Below are 17,223 nucleotides of genomic sequence, written 5' to 3' on the forward strand. Positions count from 1 at the left end.
AGTGTCAGTCCGGGTTTTGCCGGACGACTAGCGATTAACCCGAAATCCGCTCAATTTTGGCGCCGCAGCGGGTCAATTTATCTTCCAGGCGTTCAAAGCCCCGGTCCAGGTGATAAACCCGGCTGACGGTGGTTTCGCCTTCCGCCGCCAATCCAGCAATCACCAGCGATACGGACGCGCGCAGATCTGTCGCCATCACAGGCGCACCGCGCAACGTGGAGACGCCTTCGACGGTGGCCGTCCGGCCATCAATGGAAATCTGCGCGCCGAGGCGGGCCAGTTCCTGGACGTGCATGAACCTGTTTTCAAAAATGGTTTCCGTGATCTGGCTGGTGCCGCCCGCCTTGGTCATCAAAGCCATGAATTGTGCCTGCAGATCGGTCGGGAACCCCGGAAACGGCTCTGTGGTGACATCCACCGGCTGAATGCCGTTGCCATTGCGGTAAACCCTGATGCCGTCTTCGGTATCCGTGATCTCCGTGCCCGTCTGGCGCAAGGTGTCTAGAGCGGCATCCAGAAGCTCGGTGCGCGCGCCCTGAAGCAGAACTTCACCGCCGGTCATGGCAACCGCCATTGCATAGGTTCCGGTCTCGATCCGGTCCGCGACCACCGCGTGATGAGCTCCATGCAAACGCGGAACACCTTGAATGCGAATGGTCGACGTGCCCTCACCTTCAATCTTCGCGCCCATGGCCTTCAGGCACTTGGCAAGGTCAACCACCTCCGGTTCACGCGCCGCGTTGACGATTTCGGTTTCGCCCTTGGCAAGGGTTGCCGCCATCATGATGGTGTGGGTCGCGCCAACCGACACCCGCGGAAACTCAACGCGGCCGCCTTTCAGGCCGCCTGGGGCTTTTACGACGACGTAGCCGCCATCGATCTCGATATCAGCACCCAGCGCTTCCAGCCCCTGGATGAAGAAATCCACCGGCCGGGTGCCAATGGCGCAGCCGCCCGGCAGCGAGACACGGGCTTCGTGCATCCGCGCAACCAGCGGGCCAACGACCCAGAAACTGGCCCGCATTTTGGAGACAAGCTCATAAGGCGCCGTGGTGTCGACAATCTCCCGGGCAGTCAGGTTCAGCGTCTGTCCGGCCAAATCATCCTGGCCGGACCGCTTGCCGTTGACCGAATAATCGACCCCGTGATTGGACAGGATCTGCATCAGCTGGGCGACATCGCGCAAGCGCGGCACATTCGACAAGGTCAGGGTTTCATCGGTCAGCAGCGCAGCAATCATCAGCGGCAAAGTGGCATTCTTGGCGCCGGAAATCGGGATCACCCCATTCAGCTCCGCACCGCCGGTGACTTTAATACTGTCCATACTTATCCCCGAACCCAAGCCGCAAAAATCGCGGCATTCCCTTAGAAATTCACATCAGCCGATGCGTCTACACCCAACTTATGGCCCTTGCAAGGCACAGATATCGCTGATTTTTGGGCAAACTTGACGCAGCCCCAAAGCAGAAAAGCCGGATCAATCCGCCTTGCTCTTGCGGGCTGCGGACTTGCGCCGCCGCAAATTCGCCCGCAAGGCCTCAGCCAGCCGGTCTTCCCGGCTTTGCCCGTCATTTTTTTGGCTGCTGCGCGGGCGCGATGCTGCCGTTTTAGCGTCACCCTCTGCAAGATCTTGGCTTTTTTTATCTTTTTCGCTCATGACCGTATCTGAACCATTCAATTTGAGCTGCAACCTATCAACTGAACTCCGGTCCGGCAAAGAGAAACCCACCAGAGTTTGAGCTTTTGAGGTCAAGCCGCAAACATTGCCCGCCTTTTCTGCTTGGTTCGGGCCACGAGACAAATTGAGCTGGCCTGATGGCTGCATTTAGGAACTATCCACAACCTTCAGAGTGCGGCAAACGGCGGGATTTCTTGAACCTTCAAGACAAATTCGTGCCCAACCTCAAATACCGGAAATGCGGGAAACAAAAAAAACCAAAACGGCGCTTGCGTCCTGAGACCTGTTATGGCAAAAGCCCCCTCATTCCGGACGGCATCGCCGCTCGGGACAAGCATTGACGTCCCAAAACAAACTGTTTTGCAGACGCGGGTCCGCCGAAAAGGCACCCACCAGATGCTGCCGTAGCTCAGGGGTAGAGCACTCCCTTGGTAAGGGAGAGGTCGGGAGTTCAAATCTCCCCGGCAGCACCATTAAAAATCATTACAATTCAAAGCCTTACCGACCATCACTGCTTTTCGCATGGCCGTCACCTTGCAGCTTCTTGCAGGAACATGCAGAGAACAGACTTGATTTTGTGACAATTCTCGAACAAAACCCGTACAGTTTTGTCTAGGGTTTGTTCTCATGCCACTCAATCGCAAAACCTTCCCAGACCCGGTGACAGTCGGAACGATCAGAGCAAAAGGCCACCGCCTCATCATGTGCTGTTTTGGATGCGGGCGGGATGTTGTTGTTGATCCGGACACCAAACACCCGAAGACCGGTGATCGTCTATTTCAGGATCATGAAGCTGTTCCCGAGCTGCACGAGCGTCACCTGCTCAAGTGCGCAAAATGTGGATCTCGGAAGGTAGAGATGCGCCCCAAGTATCCCCCGGCCCACGGGACAATCTGACTGGCACGCGACCTATTGACCCAGAGGAAGACCTAGGCGAACCTGTAAAAAATTACCAGTAGGCATTGTTATGGATGATTTTTTATCTGCGGAAGATGACATCTTTGGTAGAATTGCCGAGGAAATAGTCAAAAACAAAGCCGATCTTTCACGCCTATATCACGCCGAGACTCTAGGTAAAGAAGGTTTCAAAAACCGAGTTTCGGATATGAGTGAACAAGAGCTATTGACCCTAATTTCCACAAGAGCACAACAGAAGTTGAAAGCACACGGTGATAAGATGAATGCAGTCCAGTTTTTTAAGGCTGTCACCCGGTGCGCTCGTATCGTGCGGCAAGAGGCAACCTAATGAAAAACAAAGGGTTTGGAGAAACCCAGCTGCCAGACAGCGGAATTGATCTGGACAGTGATGCAACAGATGAATTCTTCGAAATGTTCATCGAAATGCTGTTAGGTCCGGAACACAAGGACAAGAACATCGATGAACTAACGGATGAGCAAAAAATTCAGGTCATCCAGGCCATTGCGCAGATCTCTGGCGAATTTCACGAATAGATTGAAAGACTGATGCATATAACGCCCATCGACCCGGCGAATATGACTGGTAGAGCCGGCAATAGAATAAAAGCCTTAGACGGATACTGGACAAAAAAGAACGGTCTCTTCACCCGGGAGATGCCGTTTAAGCAGCAGCAGCTGTGGTGCAGGACCGGTGGCGATGGCGAAACACCGCCCCACATGATCTACAAAGGATCTCAGTCCTTCCTTCATCAAATTATGGCTGGAAAGTTTGGAGCCGACTATACAGCTTCGGTGGTCGCTCAAGATCCGCGTTTTGCCAGGACAATTGCAGCGGGTTATCCGATCGCGTCCAGTGGCTATACGGTGGCAGAAAAGCTGGAACTAGAAGTTCACCCGCCAGGATCTCTTAAGCCGGTTTTTGTCGAATACTACCGGCTGATGCGTAAGGTCCAGATCGGTTTTGTCGGCCTCCGGACACCTGTTTATGCAACGTCTGTTTACGTCACTCCGACGGACGATTGGCTATCACAGTTTTTGCTGTCCATAGAACATCCTTACGGGACGAAAGGACGATGGCTGCATTAAGCTTGCCGCGTCCGTCCTCCGGCATCACTTCCCAATCTTCGGACATCGCATAGCAGCGGTTGCCGCCATAGGCCCAGCCAAGGCCCCTCTTAATGTTCTTGTCCGGAATCGTGCCGACGATCCAATTGACATCATCCCAATAGGTCAACGTGTAGAAGAGCGACATTCGGGACACCAGTCCGAGGGTCCTCAGAGAGAAGCCGCAGCTGCGAAGATCCGGGTGCGTAACAGCATCGCCGGAATAGGCGACAACCCCAGTCACGTCCTGCAACGGCTCACAGGTCCAGGATTCGTCCAGCTTGGCGGTCTTGTCATGGCTATAAAGAGCCTTCAGACGCTGGATATAGGCCTGCTCAAGTGTCCTGGCGCCGAGATCCATCCGCTGGCTACAAATATAGGCAAGCCCCTGCCCGTCTTTTTCCAAGACCATGCAAAACGCATTGTGACCGTTGAAATCGTATTTGTCTGCCCAGAACCATGGGCTGAGCGGCTTACCCGTTTTGGTAATGTCTTCCTTTAGCCGATCAAAGTCCGTTTCGACCCGGCAACTAAACCCAGCTTCAGCAATTTCAAGATCGACTTTAGAAAAAGCCCGCATCATTGTTTGATGCTGTTCCGGTGTAAATATCATTCTTTACCTATACTATTAACCAAGCGTTAGTATTTGGATTGAACGCGGAAGCTTACGACCCTAGATTGGTTGCGACGAATATTTCGTCCTGTCAAACAACCATAGGTCAACGAGATTTCCTTAGGTGCTGTAATGGTACATTTAGCAGCGTTAAAAGCTTCCATCATTGCCAATGGTGATGTGCCATTTGTCGTCACCCACGTCGGAAATGACGTCGTAATTATGGCCCGGATGTCTGCCGAAAAGTTCGATGAGATTTGCGCAGAAAGCGCCCACTTTGAAGACTTTGAGGACAACGGGGATGTTGAAGCCGTGGAAACGACAGACGGTTATTCCGCGTAGCCGGTCATCTCATCATTTGACGCTTGTGCGAGGCTGAACAGGCAGGAAACAGCGATTGCTGCCCAGATGTATGGCCAAGTGTAAGGCGGCATGGCCGACCTCCTAATCAGTGTCAGATATCGCTTGCTGGATTATCCGGCTAAGACGGTCCGGCATGGTGTCGAGCTTGTCAGTCAACTTGTCGATCGCGTTGACAAGCCGGTTTTCAACCTCTTTCAAGTGATCGACTGAAGCGTAGCGCTCAGCCACTTCCAGCTTGTAGGCGGCAAGATCCTGACGAAGTTGTTGGGTTTCCTTCTGGCACTCGCGACGGGTAGCCAGGTTTGAAGAAAAGAGAAACCACCATGCCCCGGCCACAGCGCCGATAATGACGGTTAAGGCTGTGATCTGTTCCCAAGTGATCGCCCCGTTCATGTACACCCGTGCTCCTGTTCGATCTCAAGAACCCGATCGAGAGACATGGCCAAATCATCGGAAACATGGCCTGCGTCTTCCGCTCGCCATTTGATCTGAGCGAGAGCAGCGCAGACATCTCCGACCTCAGGTGAAGGGTTACCGCTTCCCGGCGCGCTCACGCAGCCGGTCACGAACAGCGCCAAGATCACGGCGCTCAGAGGTTTTCTTGGCACGGTCAATGGCCTTTCGGGACCGGATTTGAGATTTCAGGAGGGTGTTTTCGCCTATCGCCTTGTCATGACGGCGCTGGCGAAGGAACTCGCCGGCCAAACCGGCGAGAACCTTTTGCGCAATGGTGGCCAGAAGGCCGAGGAAGGCAGTCACGAAACCAACTGGACGTTCGGGTTTTTGTCCGGCTCACCGCCAATAGCGCCGTCACCGTCCAGGTCCATGCCAAGCCGGGCCTCAAGCATGTCCAAAAGCCGATCCTGACTGATATCGAAATGCTTCAACGCATCGGGGACCGATTCCATCGCATAGTTGATTGCGTTCGCCAGAAGCTCATTGCGAATATCGATCTTGCCGTGTTTCGCGAGGGTTTCTTGGGCCTTCACTTGCCCATAGTTGATCGCGTTCCAGAGAGCCCCATCAAGGCGCCGGGCGTACTGATCATCCAGTTCGATACCTGTTCGTTCCTTGAACGCATCAAGGGCCTTGTTCAGGAGCCAGACGGCAGCAACACCAACAACGGAAAAGACCCCGCCGATCACCTGTTCAATGACAGGAGAAAAATCGACTGTGGTTTGCGCGAAGGCAGGCAGCGGGAAAAGAACAAGCGCTATCAGCGCCACAAATACATTGCGGATCATGGGGAGATCTCCGGTTTTAGGAAAGGTGCCGGTTCGACCGGCGAAGGCCGCGGTTAAGCGGATCCAAGTGCAGCCTGAGCTGCGTTTAAGTGGCGCCGAACCTCATCAAGATCCGGTTCCGTGGTGGCAAGTGCCTGATACGGCGGCTTGCCGTTCAGTGCCCGATCCATTTCATCTTGGGTCTGCGGTCCAACCTTGCCATCGGCAAAGATGCCCCGCTGCTTCTGGAACCAGATCGTCACCAGTTCCAGGGTGTGATCGAATGGCCCTTCAATCGGGATTGGGTAAGGGTGCTTGATCATGCGCCGGTATGTGGCGAGGTCCTGACGCCAGTTCCGAACCATCGGCCCGATGTCTCCACGTTCCAGGGTCAAATCCTCTTCGGTCTGCATAAAACCACCCTCAGGGAACAGGTGATCGTATTCCTCTGAGGCATTAAAGCAGGGACAGGCTTTCGCAGCATACTCGTTGTGACCGCTGACCTTCTGGATTCCGAACCGATCACGAAGCTCTGTGAGCTCGTTTATCAGCGAAGCTTTCTGTGCGGCTGTGCGGGTGTCTTTTGGTGTCCGGCCGTCGACTTCCACGCCCCCGACATAGACCACGCCGATGGTCCGACTGTTTCGGCTGGCGCAGTGTGCCCCAACCTTCGACAGCTCCCGACCAGCGAACCGTTGTCCATTGAGGCCTATGACGCGGTGGTAACCGATGCCTGACCAGCCACGAGCTTTATGCCATTCATCAATCTCACTGCGGGCCACATCCCGCCCCTCTGGGGTCGCAGTGCAATGAACAATGATCTCGTCAATCTCTCTCATTTGCCTTTCCTTTCAGGCACAAAAAAACCGCCTCTCGGCGGTGTGGGTTCTTTTGAGGTGCAACGGCACCCTTTTCAGATCAGAAATTGCCCGCTAGGCTGCGTGCCAAAGTTGGGAGCTTTGGCAGATGCAATCAAAATGGGTCTTGGCAGTCGCGGTGGTTTTGGCGCTGCCGTTCGCTTCATCTAGCCCTGTATCTGCTGGCTCCACTTCGGAATACGAAGGCCAATGCACCTATAGAAACGGCCAAGACAAAATTGACTACAACGGCCCCTGCGAAATCAATGCCGGAATTATTGGCCGGAGTTCTTGCGAACCCGGAGATTTCCGCGAGCGGTTCATTCTTACTTATCCGGCGAGCGGAGAAGTCTGGATTTACATTCGCTGTGATGGCACGGGTACTGCGAATGGCATAGGTGCCGTGGCTATGAAGAGCCCAGGCACGATGAGACTTCTTTTGACAAATGGCGAATCCTTCAGGTTCACCGATAAGAGTGAATGGCGTTGCGAAAAGGATTGCGCATACTACTACCCTGAACTGTACAAAGCTGCCTATGAACAAAGCCAAAAAGAGCCCGAGACACACAGCACCGTAACGTTCGAAGCTGACCGCACCCCCGCTCCCGTCCCGAAAAAAACTCAATAAAAGAGTACCAGCATGGACACGCCAATCACAGATCTGACAGCGTTTCAGCTCTTTTGGCTCATCGTCGCCGCGAACACCTGGTTTTTCGTTGTGTTGTTTCTGCTGCGTTTCCTCTTAGGCACTCCGGACGCGCTGGACCCTAAGAAACTTCGTTTGATTTGGCTCTCGACTGCCGGGCTCATTCTTGTGCCCAGCATTTGGATTATGCTCAAGCTGCACTAACGCATCTCACTTCCAACATGCGCGCCTGCTGCTGCAGATGATCCAGTGACCATTTCCCTGACGATAGGGCTCACAGGGATCCGCAGAACCAGTGACCGGGTCGCGTTCTCTGCCGCCCTGCGGCTTGAGGCCTTCGAAGCGGTCTTCATGGCTTCACCTGCAGCAAAGGTTGTCACTCCGCCTCCGGACAACATGTCCACAACCCCTGTCCCGCGAAGCAATCTTTGTGTCAGGTCATAGACTGCTCTCAAATTGCCCTGATCCGAACCGGATATTGAGGCAATCGTCTTGTCTCTCGTGAACTTCTGCAGTTCATCTGCATAGGCCGCAAGGTGCTTGAGATTGTCGCCATGAAGGGTCTTGGCGTAATCGGTCTTGAGATAGGTCTTGATATCCCGTGCCAGGGTGCCAATCGCATCATTTGAAAGCATCGGCTGCCCGTTTTGATCCAACCTGACCCCGCGCAGCATCCCGCCCTTGCCCGATAGCAGATTTCGAATTGCCCCCCCTTCCAGAAGTTCCCACTCTTCAGATCCCCGTCCGAAGATGGTTTCAAGACGTTTGACAACGCGGGTGCTGGTTCCGCTGCTGCGCGTTCCCTTTTCAAACAGTTTGGCCGCAAGCTCAGTGTTTGTCAGGTCACCCACGACCACTTTTTCGATGAAAGCGCCGGCATCATCTGTCATTTGGCCTTGGGCTCTCTTTGTGTTGTTCTTGCCAAACTTCTGACCGTAGTCCTTCCTGGCCTGCCGGGCTGACGTTACGACCTTCTTGATCTGGTCATAATCCCCTTTAACCAGGGCTGTTCGCAGTGCCTTGTCGTACCAAGCATCGACAGCGCCGATCGCAGATCCGAAGACTCTTTGATCTTCGGGCCGGGCGGCTTTCTGCGCCTTTAGAAGTTCCTGTCGAGCGATTTCTATGCGTTTGATGGTAACACCGCGAGCAGGATTTTTTGACACATGCCCTGGAATGGCCTTCTCCAATATCTTGGTAGCATGGGCGACAGCCTGATTGTTCTGAACGTCCAGGCCCTCGAAGGCGAAGCGCTTCTTCAAGGTCCGGTCTACAAAGGTCTTGTAGGAAGTCGCATGGAAAGCGCCGGGTGTCTGTCGAAGCTGCTCATAGGCTTCATCGACAGCCTGCCAGGCATCACCAGCTCGTTCTTTCAATGAACTTCCGACCGTTCCAGCGGCATCTGCCGGTTCCATAACGCCGCGGGACAGGTCATCGGAAGCCGTGACCATGGAAGACCCCTGTTTGCGCCGGAACTCTTCCATGATGGCCCGAGCTTCTGTGCCGCGCCCGCCCGATTCCATAGCAGCTTCAGCGGCCATCTGAGCACGGGCGCCAGTCTTTTCGCCCAGTGTTGCCGGAATGCGTTTCGGGTCAATGATTTCCCCGGCTGCTGCGGCTTGAGCATCGTCAGTGAAATCAAGTCCTTTGCGGGCCATATCATCCAGAGTTGTTGCGATTTCAGGGGTGATCTGGTCCGGATCAAGCCCGGCTGCCTGTGCTGCCGCTCGCCCTTTCTGGTTCAAACTTCCTTTACCGATATCGATGAGGCCTTTTTTCCAGGGCATGGCCCGCCAGGCTTTACCTGCCAGAATAGCTAATGGTTCTGAAAGGCCGCCAAATGCGGTGGCAAACGCGGCTTTGACCGGATCAACCCCTGTTTCCGAGCCCATCGCATCGGACAACGCATCTTCAGTTGCGCTTGTGAGGCCGCTCAAACCCCCGGTAACTCCAGCCTTGGCCAATCCCCCTGTGAACAACGCGCCTCCCCTGGCTGCAGGAAGATACTTCAAAACCTCGGCCACAACTGTGTTAAAGTCCTGCATGGATAGACCGGGCTTGTTGATATAGCCCCATTCCCCATCAGGCAGTCTGGCCATGACGTTTCCGTCCCGGTCCTGTTGAACCTCAATATCCGGATTGATCTTCTGAAGAATGTTTGCACGGGCTTGATCATCCGGTGTGGTGATAAACCCACCGGCCGCCCGCAGATTGCCGCCAAAGCTGCCGGTGTCGTCAAACTCACCAGCCTCCGGATATTCAGTATCCACATTCCCGGTCAGCCAGTTCACGCCGCCTTTGACAGCGTTCCAGACGGCACCACCTTCGGAAGCATCCGCTTCAGCCGGTGCATTCAATTGCGCCAGGATCTCTGGATCACTCACTTTAGCGCGGCTGGATTGCTCGCTTCCGTTGAGCTGAGCCAGCAGGTTTGGATCTGATACGGCCTTCATGAGTTATTCCTCAAACCAGTTACCGTGCTTGTCCTGAATGTAGGTTTTCCCGCCAACCACCTTGCGCTGAACGATGTCAGCAGGCAGGGGTTTGGAGGTGTCAGCCGTACCATCTTGTTCAATCGCGCTCGGCGGTGTTTCCCCGCGCTGACGGGCATAGAGATCAAGCTTCTTGTCAATCTCGGCAAGGGCGCCGTCGAGTTTAGCCTTGAAGGCGATGGCGTCATCTTCAAGACCGGGCAGAGATGCCATGATGCGCTTGGCTTCATCGACACCCATCGCTGCGCCGGTCAAGCTTTGGATGGTCAGATTGACGTTGGTAAGCGTGTTCTGCTTCCATTGGGTGTAAGCGGTGTAGTTTTTCCTGTCTTCATCAGACAGGCTGTTTGGATCGATCTTTGCCCGAAGCCAGTTCGCCCCGTTTTTGAGATCCCCCGTCCAGGTCAGATACTCGTCCTTGACTGAATCTCGAATGGAGTTGAGCCGCAGTCGTTCCTCCTGAACATTCAGGATTTTCTCTTCAACGGCCTTGTCCCCTGTGGCGCTTAACCTCTTTCCACCGGTCGCAATGCGAACGCCACCTTTGCCATCAGATTCCAATTCCAGACCAGAGGGAGCTTTTGAACCGCCAATCGGCGTAAACTTGGTTGGGTCATTCGGGTCTATGATGACTTTCTGTTCTCGGCCGTCTTCAGTATAGATGGTCTGAATAATGGGCTTCGCGGGCTTCGTGTTCTCAAGCTGGAACGCCTGCGCCGCTTCCCGTTCGGCTGTCTGATGCGTCCGGTTTGCCTCAGCACGCTCATCAAGACGGTCCTGCTGCATCTCCATGCGCTCGATCAGGCCTTTGTCACGCAAAGCTTGCAGGGTCGCGGACCGTTTCGCTTTTGCCTGTTCCAGGCCAGCATAACCGACGCCCTTGGCCAATCCAGCCAAAGCATATCCAAAACCAGTCATATCGTGTGTCCTTGATTTAGGCGCTTTCTGAGCTTATCTTCAGGCAGCCCTGCCAACCCAGCGTGTGATTGTGAGCCCCGGCGAATTGGCTTGCATTCTGAATGGGACCGCTTGCCGGAAGTGGCCGATGGAGAGCTGACCATCTCAGGGCGTTTTTCTAGTCTTTCGACCAGATCACTTTCCCACCCTTGCGGTCGATTTCACGATTTAGGTAGATCCGTTTGGATTTGCCGACGTTGCCACGTTGCTCCGGGAAGGTTGTCGTCATCCCGTAAAAGGCGTCCGGGCCCTCTTGCAGTTCAACAACCGCGTACCGGTTTGAACCGTTCTGTTTGACCAAAAGCAGACGGCCATTTGTCATTTCAACAATCGTGTCATAGTTCCGGGAAACATCTTCCATCATATGGATCGCGTCCCGATACCCAAGTTCACGCGCTCGTTCGTGTCGTTCAGGCGCTAAGTGATCGGCGCCAAAACCCTCTTTACCTTCCTTCCCTTCTTCAACCCGAATAGGCTTGTGAGGGAGCGGAGATCCATCGGTTTTTGCGATCCCTTTTCGCAGATAGCCAAAGTCGATTGTGCCGTTTGAGGCTGTAAGAAACTTCCGCCCACCAGCTTCAACAAGCTGCCCTGCGGCCTTCTTGAGGGCGCTAATCCCCTTGAATGGCGGGAGCAAACCTGCAGCCGCTAGCAGATAATCCCCGAAACCTTCAGCTTCATCAAAAGCGACAGCATCACTGAAACCCGGTAGGATGGCTGCTGCCGGATCTACAATTTTCCGGCTCATGCTTTGCGCGCCGCGCTCATTTAAGCCCAGCCACTCAAGGCCCTTGGCGGCGAAGTCAGTTGCATGCTCATGCAATGTCGTATCCCGGTTCCGCCACTCGGCTACCGGCTCAACATCACCCCCGCGGGTAGAAGATCCGGAAAAGGGGCGCCGGCTTCCCCTGCCTGGCCTCCCTGATCGTCCGAGGCAGCGAGCCCCCTCAAGACTTGTTCAAACTGGCCGGAACCATCCATCTTTTGAAGCCGCGCCAGATCTTCTTGGTGGACCTTCGGATTAATCCGGCCGTTCTGTTGCATCATCAGGCGAAAATCATCGACTGCTTGGAAAAAGGCCCCATCGAGCGCATCCTGGTCCTGTTCATAGTCCTTGATACGGGCCTTGGTCGAAAGCTCAGCCAAGTCCTCTGTGATTTCTTTGCCTGCCTGGAACAGGACATTGCCGGGCAACTTCTGACCGCCATTTTCGGCTGCTTGCGCAACCCTTGCGACTGTATGAGCAACAGCATTGGCGAGCCCTTTGTCAGGGTTCCCGCTGCCCTTTAGCATCTCCAGATAACTGCCAACCGCCTGATCGTCATAAATCAGGTTGTAGGCCTTCGCGACAACCTTCTCCAGAAGGGTCTGCTCTTCAGGTGTGGCCCGTTGTGGGCTGATGCCTGCCCCCTGCGGAGCCGGGGCAAGGCCAGTGGACTGCATCGGTTGATCCATGGGTTAAGCTCCTCGGTACTGCCGGGCGTTAGCACCCCAGCGCTCAGCCGGGGTCGGGAACATGTAGGTGTTCTCCAACCGTTGAATTGTGTTTGATGGGCTGGCTGCCACAGCCGCCACGGCTGCTGCTTCTGGTGCTTCAATTGTTTCATTGACGAATTCCGACGGGTCGGTTTCCGTCGGCGCCGCAGGATCGGTCCCTGGAGACACATTGCCAATGTTGTCAGCAACGAATTCACCGACTGACGGGATACCCGTATCGAAACCAACAATTTCACCAAGCGCATTAACACCGGCAATGACGCCATTCACAATCCCGACACCCGGGACCATGCTGACAGCGGCATCAACGCCCGTGGTTACAATTCCCCGGCCAACTGGTCCCAAGCCCTGATTTGTTTCTTCAGTTGCCTGTTCCGGTTGGCCGGTCTGCTGCGCCGTTGTTGTGGTTGATGGGGCTGCGGCGCTTTGGTTTGGCTGATTTGGTGTTCCGGTGACGGTTACCGTCTCAACCGTATTTACTTCAGGGTCCAGATAGGTGGTTTCCAACCGTCCGAGAGCGGTTTGTTCCGGGTGTGGGTTTACCGTTGGGGCTGTGGTTTGTGTGGTTTGCTCTGGCTCGACAGAAATGGTTGAGGTTGTGACTTGCTGAGCGTCTGGCGCGGCCCGTTCCTTGCCCGTCGGTGTTGATGGGTTATGAGAGGCAAATGCACTGCCCGGCATATCAATCGGATCAAGTTCGACACCGGCAGGAGCAAGGGCCACGTCCAGATCAAATTCTGGTTCAGCCGTCACCGCTGCCATCACGTCCGCGCGGGAAACCGTCGCCTTGTTGCTCCCGACACCTTCATAGTGCGATTTGCCGTTTGCTTTCGCGAACCCTGCCCATTCTTTTGCAAGATTGTCCGCAAATTGGTCCGCAGAAATCCTACCTGCTTTATAGTCGGGGAAACCACGACGATCCGCGAGTGCCGCGCCGATCCGGTCTTGCGTGTTTGCATCAAAAACGGTCGTGTTGGGGTCTATGCCAAGCTTATCGACCGTCTCCCGCAAAGTATCTGCCTTGACCTGATAACCGCCAACAACGGTCGTCTCATGCCCGGCCTTCAACATGTCTTTTTGAAAGGCCATAACCTCGGCAACGGTCATGGAAGTTAGATCCGTGTGGGTAGGCGTCTTTCTGCCTCTTTGGGCTGGTGCGAGAGAATTATAGGGGTCTATGGCATGGGCCTCTGCTGCTCGAACTAGGCCTAGAATCGCCCCATACTCCGTCAGATCGGTTGGAGAAAGAGCCTCCTTCGAAAACCGCCCTGCCCGCTCGAGTGCTTGTGCCCCAAACCCTCTTGGAGACGCATAGGCGTTCAGTGCCTCGACCTCACGCGCAGCCGGTGGCGCTGTATAGGTCAACGTGTCTGTCAACGTTGATATGCGGTCAGGGCTGAGGGCACCGGGATAGGTTGCAGCTACATTCGGGTCATAGGGCTGCATGAGATTGCCCTGCGTGGATAGGGCCGTGCTGCTCAGCGCAGCAGTGAGATCCGGCCCCAGACCTTCAGAAAAGCCACCTGGCCCCGAAGCTTCCCGCCCTGATGAGCTGACACCCAGACCTGAACTGCGCTCTGACGTGCCGGTACTGGTCGCTGCCGCAGATGCGGTTGTGCCGGTTGATCGGCCGGTTGACGGGCTGAAGGTATCGGTGCCCGACAGGTTGGAAAACCCGGCCTCTGTCAGTGATGCTGCGGCTTCAGATCTGGCCGCCGCTTCACGGGATGCGCGGCCCGTTTCAGCAGCTACATCTGTGACCGCCCCGAGCGCACCAGAAAAGGCATCAGAAATCGTGTCTGCGATTCCGCCAAAGCCGCCGAGGCCGTCCTTATCGCTGTCAGAGTCACCATCTTTGCTCATTTAAAGAACCACCTCAGAAATGCGCCGTTCATCCCCTTTCACCCGGACAAATGTCACCCGGCGCCCCTTGAAACCCTTCTCAATCAGGGTATCCCGCAGTAATTGAGCGAGCTCGGTTCCATGACCAAGCGGTGCCAGGGAGTCAACAATCCAGATGTTATCGCCGGCCTTCCAATCATCCGGCTGGAGCTTGCGTGTCCGGTCAGAAAACCCCTGACCGGCCTCCTTCGTCAGGAACCCGAAAGTGCCAAAACCGACCAGTTTCCCACCTTCACGCAATTCAACAAATTGCCGATGCAGTAGGGGCGGCCCCATCAGCCGGAGAACGTCCCCGATCGCCCATTTCTGGTGAAGGTCAGAGCGCCCCATCAAAGTGACGATTTCGCCCAACAGCTTGATCATGCGATAGCCTCAAGCTCGCCTGTCTGGCTGTTGTAATTGAAGAACGGAAAGCCCCCCTGCTTCCGCGGATTGGATTTCGCTGCCTTGTGCTGGCTCTGGTGCGCATCAGGAGAGACGTTGTAGCTATCCGTGATGCGCCTATCTCTGGCATCGTGCCAGGCCCGCTCAGCACCCCGTTCTTCACGGAGGGCATCGACTTCCATTTTCTTCATCATACCTTCGCCAAGACCGCCGAGCGCGCCCATTAGCAGCTCGTTGTCCATGAGGCCTTTCAGACCGGCCCCAAGGCCCGTTGAAGCTGGCGCAGCCGTGGCTGGTGTTGCAGGCGCTGCCGCTACGGCTGGGTCTGCAATGGCAAGCTGTGTGGGATCTTTCCAGCCTGTTTGACCCGTTGGCGCGTAACCGGTCGGCGTCACTGCCGGGGTGCTCCCGCCAGTTGGGAGAGCGCCCTGGTTCAGGAGTTCCCCAAAACCACCGGTCAGCGCCCCGCCAGCTGCGCCAAACAAGGCCCCCTTGCCTGCTCCGGCGCCTGTCAATGCCCCTGTCACAGCACCAAGGCCAGCTCCAACAACGGCCTGTTTGACAGCGCCAGTCAGAACATTGCCAAGCACACCGCCGCCTGTGACCGACTGAATGACACCATTGAGCCCACCAGACGCCATGGAACCGGCAGACGTTGCTGCACCGGCAGTGAAAGCGGCCTTGCCAATCCCGACAACGGAAGATGAGATTTTCGCGGCTGTGCTTCCAACAGCCTTAAAGACCGTCCCGATTCCGCTCGCAATTGCGCTCATCGCTTGATCTCCAATCTAGAAAACTGCCCATAGGGCTTGAAACCCAAACGCTTCAACATCCGGGCCGCCTTTTCAGGCTCTTGAATAACGGGGGTGGTTCCACAGCGGATCTCAACGGCATGCGGACGGGTTTGGCCCCATTCCACCATTCCGGCCATCAATTGACGTGGATCGCGAGGATTGACACGAGACGTTGCGACCCAAAACAAGTCAGTCACCAGCGATTTGTCACCGATCAGGTAAAGCGGTTCCTCAACCCCGAGAATGAAGCCCTCAACCTGCCCCTGCACTTCTGCAACGGCTGCATAGGCCTCCCCGTCAAAAGAGGCTCTGATAACCTCCATGAGCAAGGTCTTGGCCCGGGTGCGATCAATCCCGCAGACATCCGCATAAATCGACCGGGAATGGGCATCTGCCAGGATCTCAAGCAGACGGGGGATGTCCGTCATTTTCGCTGGCCGGATCATGCAGCGTCTGCCCAATTCAGGTCGACCCGGTAAATCTGTTCGACCAGGAACATCGCCATATCGAAATCAGCACGGGCCTGTGCGATCTGGTCAGAACGCTGCTGCGCGGTCAGGTTCGTATTGGCGTTGATGTTGACCAAGGTGTTTTGCAGAAGGGTCTGGGCTGAGTAAGCCTGACGGGCTGCATTGTCTGCTTCCGTGGCGTTCAGGTTCCAGGTCTGCAAGCGCTCCTGAAGTTCCCGGTCAAGGCTGGCTTCAGCTGAGCGGAACCCAATTTCACGGTCCTGCTGCGTAATTTGGTGTTGTCGATCGAGGCCTGCCTGATCACCACGCCAATTCAGCTCTTGGGTCAGCAAATCGGTCTGGTGGTCAAAGGCGCGCTGGTTCTCGTTTGTCTGCCAGTTCTGCGATGCCTGCTGGCTGCCAATCGGCATCGCAACGTTAAGCACAGCGTCTTGGGCTGCGGTTTCAGCCATGGTGCTGTTCAGCATGCCGCGGGAGTTGGCAACCTGCAGGGCACGGCCAGCAGCCAAGCGCATAAGCGGGCTGTCTTCCGCGTACACTTGAGCAATGTTGTCTTGAACGTTGTCGTTCAGGATTTGGTCGATTTCGTTCCGGATCTCATCAGCAGTTGACGCGCTCTGAGTGCCACCAGTCAAACCGCTTCCAAGCCCGGTCCCAGACGATTCCCAATTGGGTGTCTGGCCCATGGCCCTCAGGGCGTCGGCTATCGGATCAACGCCTGCCGCTGCTTGTTCTTGGGTCTGCGTGCCATTGACGTAGATCGGAGCATCAACACCCGGCGCACGGCCTTCTCTCCAGCCGTGGGTAGCGTAGTGCTCAACAAGCTCATCAGCCGTATCAATCCCTGCTTCCGCAAGATCTGAATATCGAAATGCATAGTTGTCTGGGTTGAACCGGACCTGACCTGCCTTAATCGCATCAATCAAGCGGCTCGGGTCACCGTCCGGACCAATGTAATGGTGGGCATTCTGGAAAGGCGCCGTTGAAACCGGAGAGTTCGTATAGTCAACATCCGGACCGCCAAGGCCAGTTCCTCGCATTTCGTTGTAAAGCGATGGATAGCGAGGCGCCGGCGGATCATCGACAACCTGTTGCGGTGCTGGCTGCGGCGGAGCGCTAACAGAGGTTCCAGGTGTCGTGCCTGGAGCAGACCGGCCTTCAGTTGATCCATGCCTGGTGAAATGACCCAACGCGCTATCCATCGTACCAGCACGGATAGCAGCCGCCACATCCGGATTATCCGACAGGTATTGATCCGTTTGCTGTTGTGTCCAAGCCATTCAGATGTCTCCGGGCATAAAAAAACCGCCCTTGCGGACGGTCAT

Annotated in this window: 22 protein-coding genes and 1 tRNA gene; 7 read left to right on the plus strand and 16 right to left on the minus strand. The window is 55.5% G+C overall.

Translation table 11 applies throughout. The features are described from left to right. Positions 1-34: 34 nt before the first annotated feature. Together murA and ACOOFE_RS19395 are read right to left on the minus strand one after the other, a co-directional pair. A complete protein-coding gene (gene murA, locus ACOOFE_RS19390; protein WP_420411579.1) occupies positions 35-1,324 on the minus strand; it encodes a UDP-N-acetylglucosamine 1-carboxyvinyltransferase in 1,290 nt (429 codons plus the stop codon). Positions 1,325-1,477: 153 nt separating this feature from the next. Next, positions 1,478-1,657 (minus strand): hypothetical protein, encoded by a 180-nt coding sequence (locus tag ACOOFE_RS19395; RefSeq protein WP_420411580.1) that lies wholly within the window; start codon positions 1,655-1,657, stop codon positions 1,478-1,480. Between the two features lie 419 nt (positions 1,658-2,076). Here ACOOFE_RS19395 and ACOOFE_RS19400 point away from each other — a divergent pair. The 4 genes from ACOOFE_RS19400 (at position 2,077) to ACOOFE_RS19415 (ending at position 3,682) form a co-directional block, all read left to right on the plus strand. Then, positions 2,077-2,151: transfer RNA gene (locus ACOOFE_RS19400), tRNA-Thr, on the plus strand. Between the two features lie 494 nt (positions 2,152-2,645). Next, complete coding sequence (locus ACOOFE_RS19405) at positions 2,646-2,924, plus strand: hypothetical protein (protein ID WP_420411581.1); 279 nt, start codon at positions 2,646-2,648, stop codon at positions 2,922-2,924. Continuing rightward, complete coding sequence (locus ACOOFE_RS19410) at positions 2,924-3,130, plus strand: hypothetical protein (RefSeq protein WP_420411582.1); 207 nt, start codon at positions 2,924-2,926, stop codon at positions 3,128-3,130. The genes ACOOFE_RS19405 and ACOOFE_RS19410 overlap by 1 nt, the downstream gene beginning before the upstream one ends. A gap of 12 nt (positions 3,131-3,142) precedes the next feature. Further along, positions 3,143-3,682, plus strand: coding sequence for a hypothetical protein (locus tag ACOOFE_RS19415; RefSeq protein WP_420411583.1), 540 nt, complete (start codon positions 3,143-3,145; stop codon positions 3,680-3,682). On the opposite strand, the gene ACOOFE_RS19420 is transcribed toward ACOOFE_RS19415, so the two are convergent. Next, positions 3,600-4,283, minus strand: a complete 684-nt coding sequence (locus ACOOFE_RS19420; RefSeq protein ID WP_420411584.1) for a hypothetical protein — start codon at positions 4,281-4,283, stop codon at positions 3,600-3,602. The two genes, ACOOFE_RS19415 and ACOOFE_RS19420, sit on opposite strands and share 83 nt — an antisense overlap. A gap of 162 nt (positions 4,284-4,445) precedes the next feature. On the opposite strand from ACOOFE_RS19420, the gene ACOOFE_RS19425 reads away from it, so the two are divergent. After that, on the plus strand, positions 4,446-4,655 hold the full coding sequence (locus ACOOFE_RS19425; RefSeq protein ID WP_420411585.1) for a hypothetical protein: 210 nt from the start codon (positions 4,446-4,448) through the stop codon (positions 4,653-4,655). Positions 4,656-4,757: 102 nt separating this feature from the next. Here ACOOFE_RS19425 and ACOOFE_RS19430 read toward each other — a convergent pair whose 3' ends face one another. The 4 genes from ACOOFE_RS19430 to ACOOFE_RS19445 all read right to left on the minus strand — a co-directional run bounded on the left by ACOOFE_RS19430 (position 4,758) and on the right by ACOOFE_RS19445 (position 6,738). Beyond that, positions 4,758-5,069, minus strand: coding sequence for a hypothetical protein (locus ACOOFE_RS19430; protein WP_420411586.1), 312 nt, complete (start codon positions 5,067-5,069; stop codon positions 4,758-4,760). A 138-nt stretch (positions 5,070-5,207) separates the two neighbouring features. After that, on the minus strand, positions 5,208-5,435 hold the full coding sequence (locus ACOOFE_RS19435; RefSeq protein WP_420411587.1) for a transcriptional regulator: 228 nt from the start codon (positions 5,433-5,435) through the stop codon (positions 5,208-5,210). Next, a complete protein-coding gene (locus tag ACOOFE_RS19440) occupies positions 5,432-5,920 on the minus strand; it encodes an inadl protein (RefSeq protein WP_420411588.1) in 489 nt (162 codons plus the stop codon). Before ACOOFE_RS19440 ends, ACOOFE_RS19435 begins: the two co-directional genes overlap by 4 nt. Positions 5,921-5,973: 53 nt before the next feature. Then, positions 5,974-6,738 (minus strand): N-acetylmuramoyl-L-alanine amidase, encoded by a 765-nt coding sequence (locus ACOOFE_RS19445; RefSeq protein ID WP_420411589.1) that lies wholly within the window; start codon positions 6,736-6,738, stop codon positions 5,974-5,976. A gap of 127 nt (positions 6,739-6,865) precedes the next feature. Here ACOOFE_RS19445 and ACOOFE_RS19450 point away from each other — a divergent pair, with 127 nt between their 5' ends. Together ACOOFE_RS19450 and ACOOFE_RS19455 are read left to right on the plus strand one after the other, a co-directional pair. Beyond that, positions 6,866-7,384 (plus strand): hypothetical protein, encoded by a 519-nt coding sequence (locus ACOOFE_RS19450; protein ID WP_420411590.1) that lies wholly within the window; start codon positions 6,866-6,868, stop codon positions 7,382-7,384. Between the two features lie 12 nt (positions 7,385-7,396). After that, on the plus strand, positions 7,397-7,606 hold the full coding sequence (locus ACOOFE_RS19455; RefSeq protein ID WP_420411591.1) for a hypothetical protein: 210 nt from the start codon (positions 7,397-7,399) through the stop codon (positions 7,604-7,606). Here the strand turns inward: ACOOFE_RS19455 and ACOOFE_RS19460 are convergent. From ACOOFE_RS19460 to ACOOFE_RS19500, 9 genes are all read right to left on the minus strand, one after another. Next, positions 7,603-9,855: a hypothetical protein gene (locus tag ACOOFE_RS19460; RefSeq protein WP_420411592.1), complete on the minus strand. Its 2,253-nt coding sequence runs from the start codon at positions 9,853-9,855 to the stop codon at positions 7,603-7,605. The two genes, ACOOFE_RS19455 and ACOOFE_RS19460, sit on opposite strands and share 4 nt — an antisense overlap. Before the next feature lie 3 nt (positions 9,856-9,858). Then, on the minus strand, positions 9,859-10,812 hold the full coding sequence (locus tag ACOOFE_RS19465; protein WP_420411593.1) for a hypothetical protein: 954 nt from the start codon (positions 10,810-10,812) through the stop codon (positions 9,859-9,861). 157 nt (positions 10,813-10,969) lie between these two features. Continuing rightward, a complete protein-coding gene (locus tag ACOOFE_RS19470; RefSeq protein ID WP_420411594.1) occupies positions 10,970-11,599 on the minus strand; it encodes a hypothetical protein in 630 nt (209 codons plus the stop codon). 101 nt (positions 11,600-11,700) lie between these two features. Then, on the minus strand, positions 11,701-12,306 hold the full coding sequence (locus tag ACOOFE_RS19475; protein ID WP_420411595.1) for a hypothetical protein: 606 nt from the start codon (positions 12,304-12,306) through the stop codon (positions 11,701-11,703). Positions 12,307-12,309: 3 nt separating this feature from the next. Further along, complete coding sequence (locus tag ACOOFE_RS19480) at positions 12,310-14,211, minus strand: hypothetical protein (RefSeq protein ID WP_420411596.1); 1,902 nt, start codon at positions 14,209-14,211, stop codon at positions 12,310-12,312. Beyond that, a complete protein-coding gene (locus ACOOFE_RS19485) occupies positions 14,212-14,613 on the minus strand; it encodes a toxin-activating lysine-acyltransferase (protein WP_420411597.1) in 402 nt (133 codons plus the stop codon). Then, the gene (locus ACOOFE_RS19490; RefSeq protein ID WP_420411598.1) at positions 14,610-15,407 is read right to left on the minus strand and encodes a hypothetical protein; all 798 of its coding nucleotides are present in this window, start codon (positions 15,405-15,407) and stop codon (positions 14,610-14,612) included. The genes ACOOFE_RS19485 and ACOOFE_RS19490 overlap by 4 nt, the downstream gene beginning before the upstream one ends. Continuing rightward, positions 15,404-15,856, minus strand: coding sequence for a hypothetical protein (locus ACOOFE_RS19495; RefSeq protein ID WP_420411599.1), 453 nt, complete (start codon positions 15,854-15,856; stop codon positions 15,404-15,406). The genes ACOOFE_RS19490 and ACOOFE_RS19495 overlap by 4 nt, the downstream gene beginning before the upstream one ends. 14 nt (positions 15,857-15,870) lie before the next feature. Beyond that, the gene (locus ACOOFE_RS19500) at positions 15,871-17,178 is read right to left on the minus strand and encodes a hypothetical protein (RefSeq protein ID WP_420411600.1); all 1,308 of its coding nucleotides are present in this window, start codon (positions 17,176-17,178) and stop codon (positions 15,871-15,873) included. Positions 17,179-17,223: the final 45 nt, after the last annotated feature.

It is taken from the genome of Roseibium sp., assembly GCF_965216085.1.
Taxonomy (GTDB): domain Bacteria; phylum Pseudomonadota; class Alphaproteobacteria; order Rhizobiales; family Stappiaceae; genus Roseibium.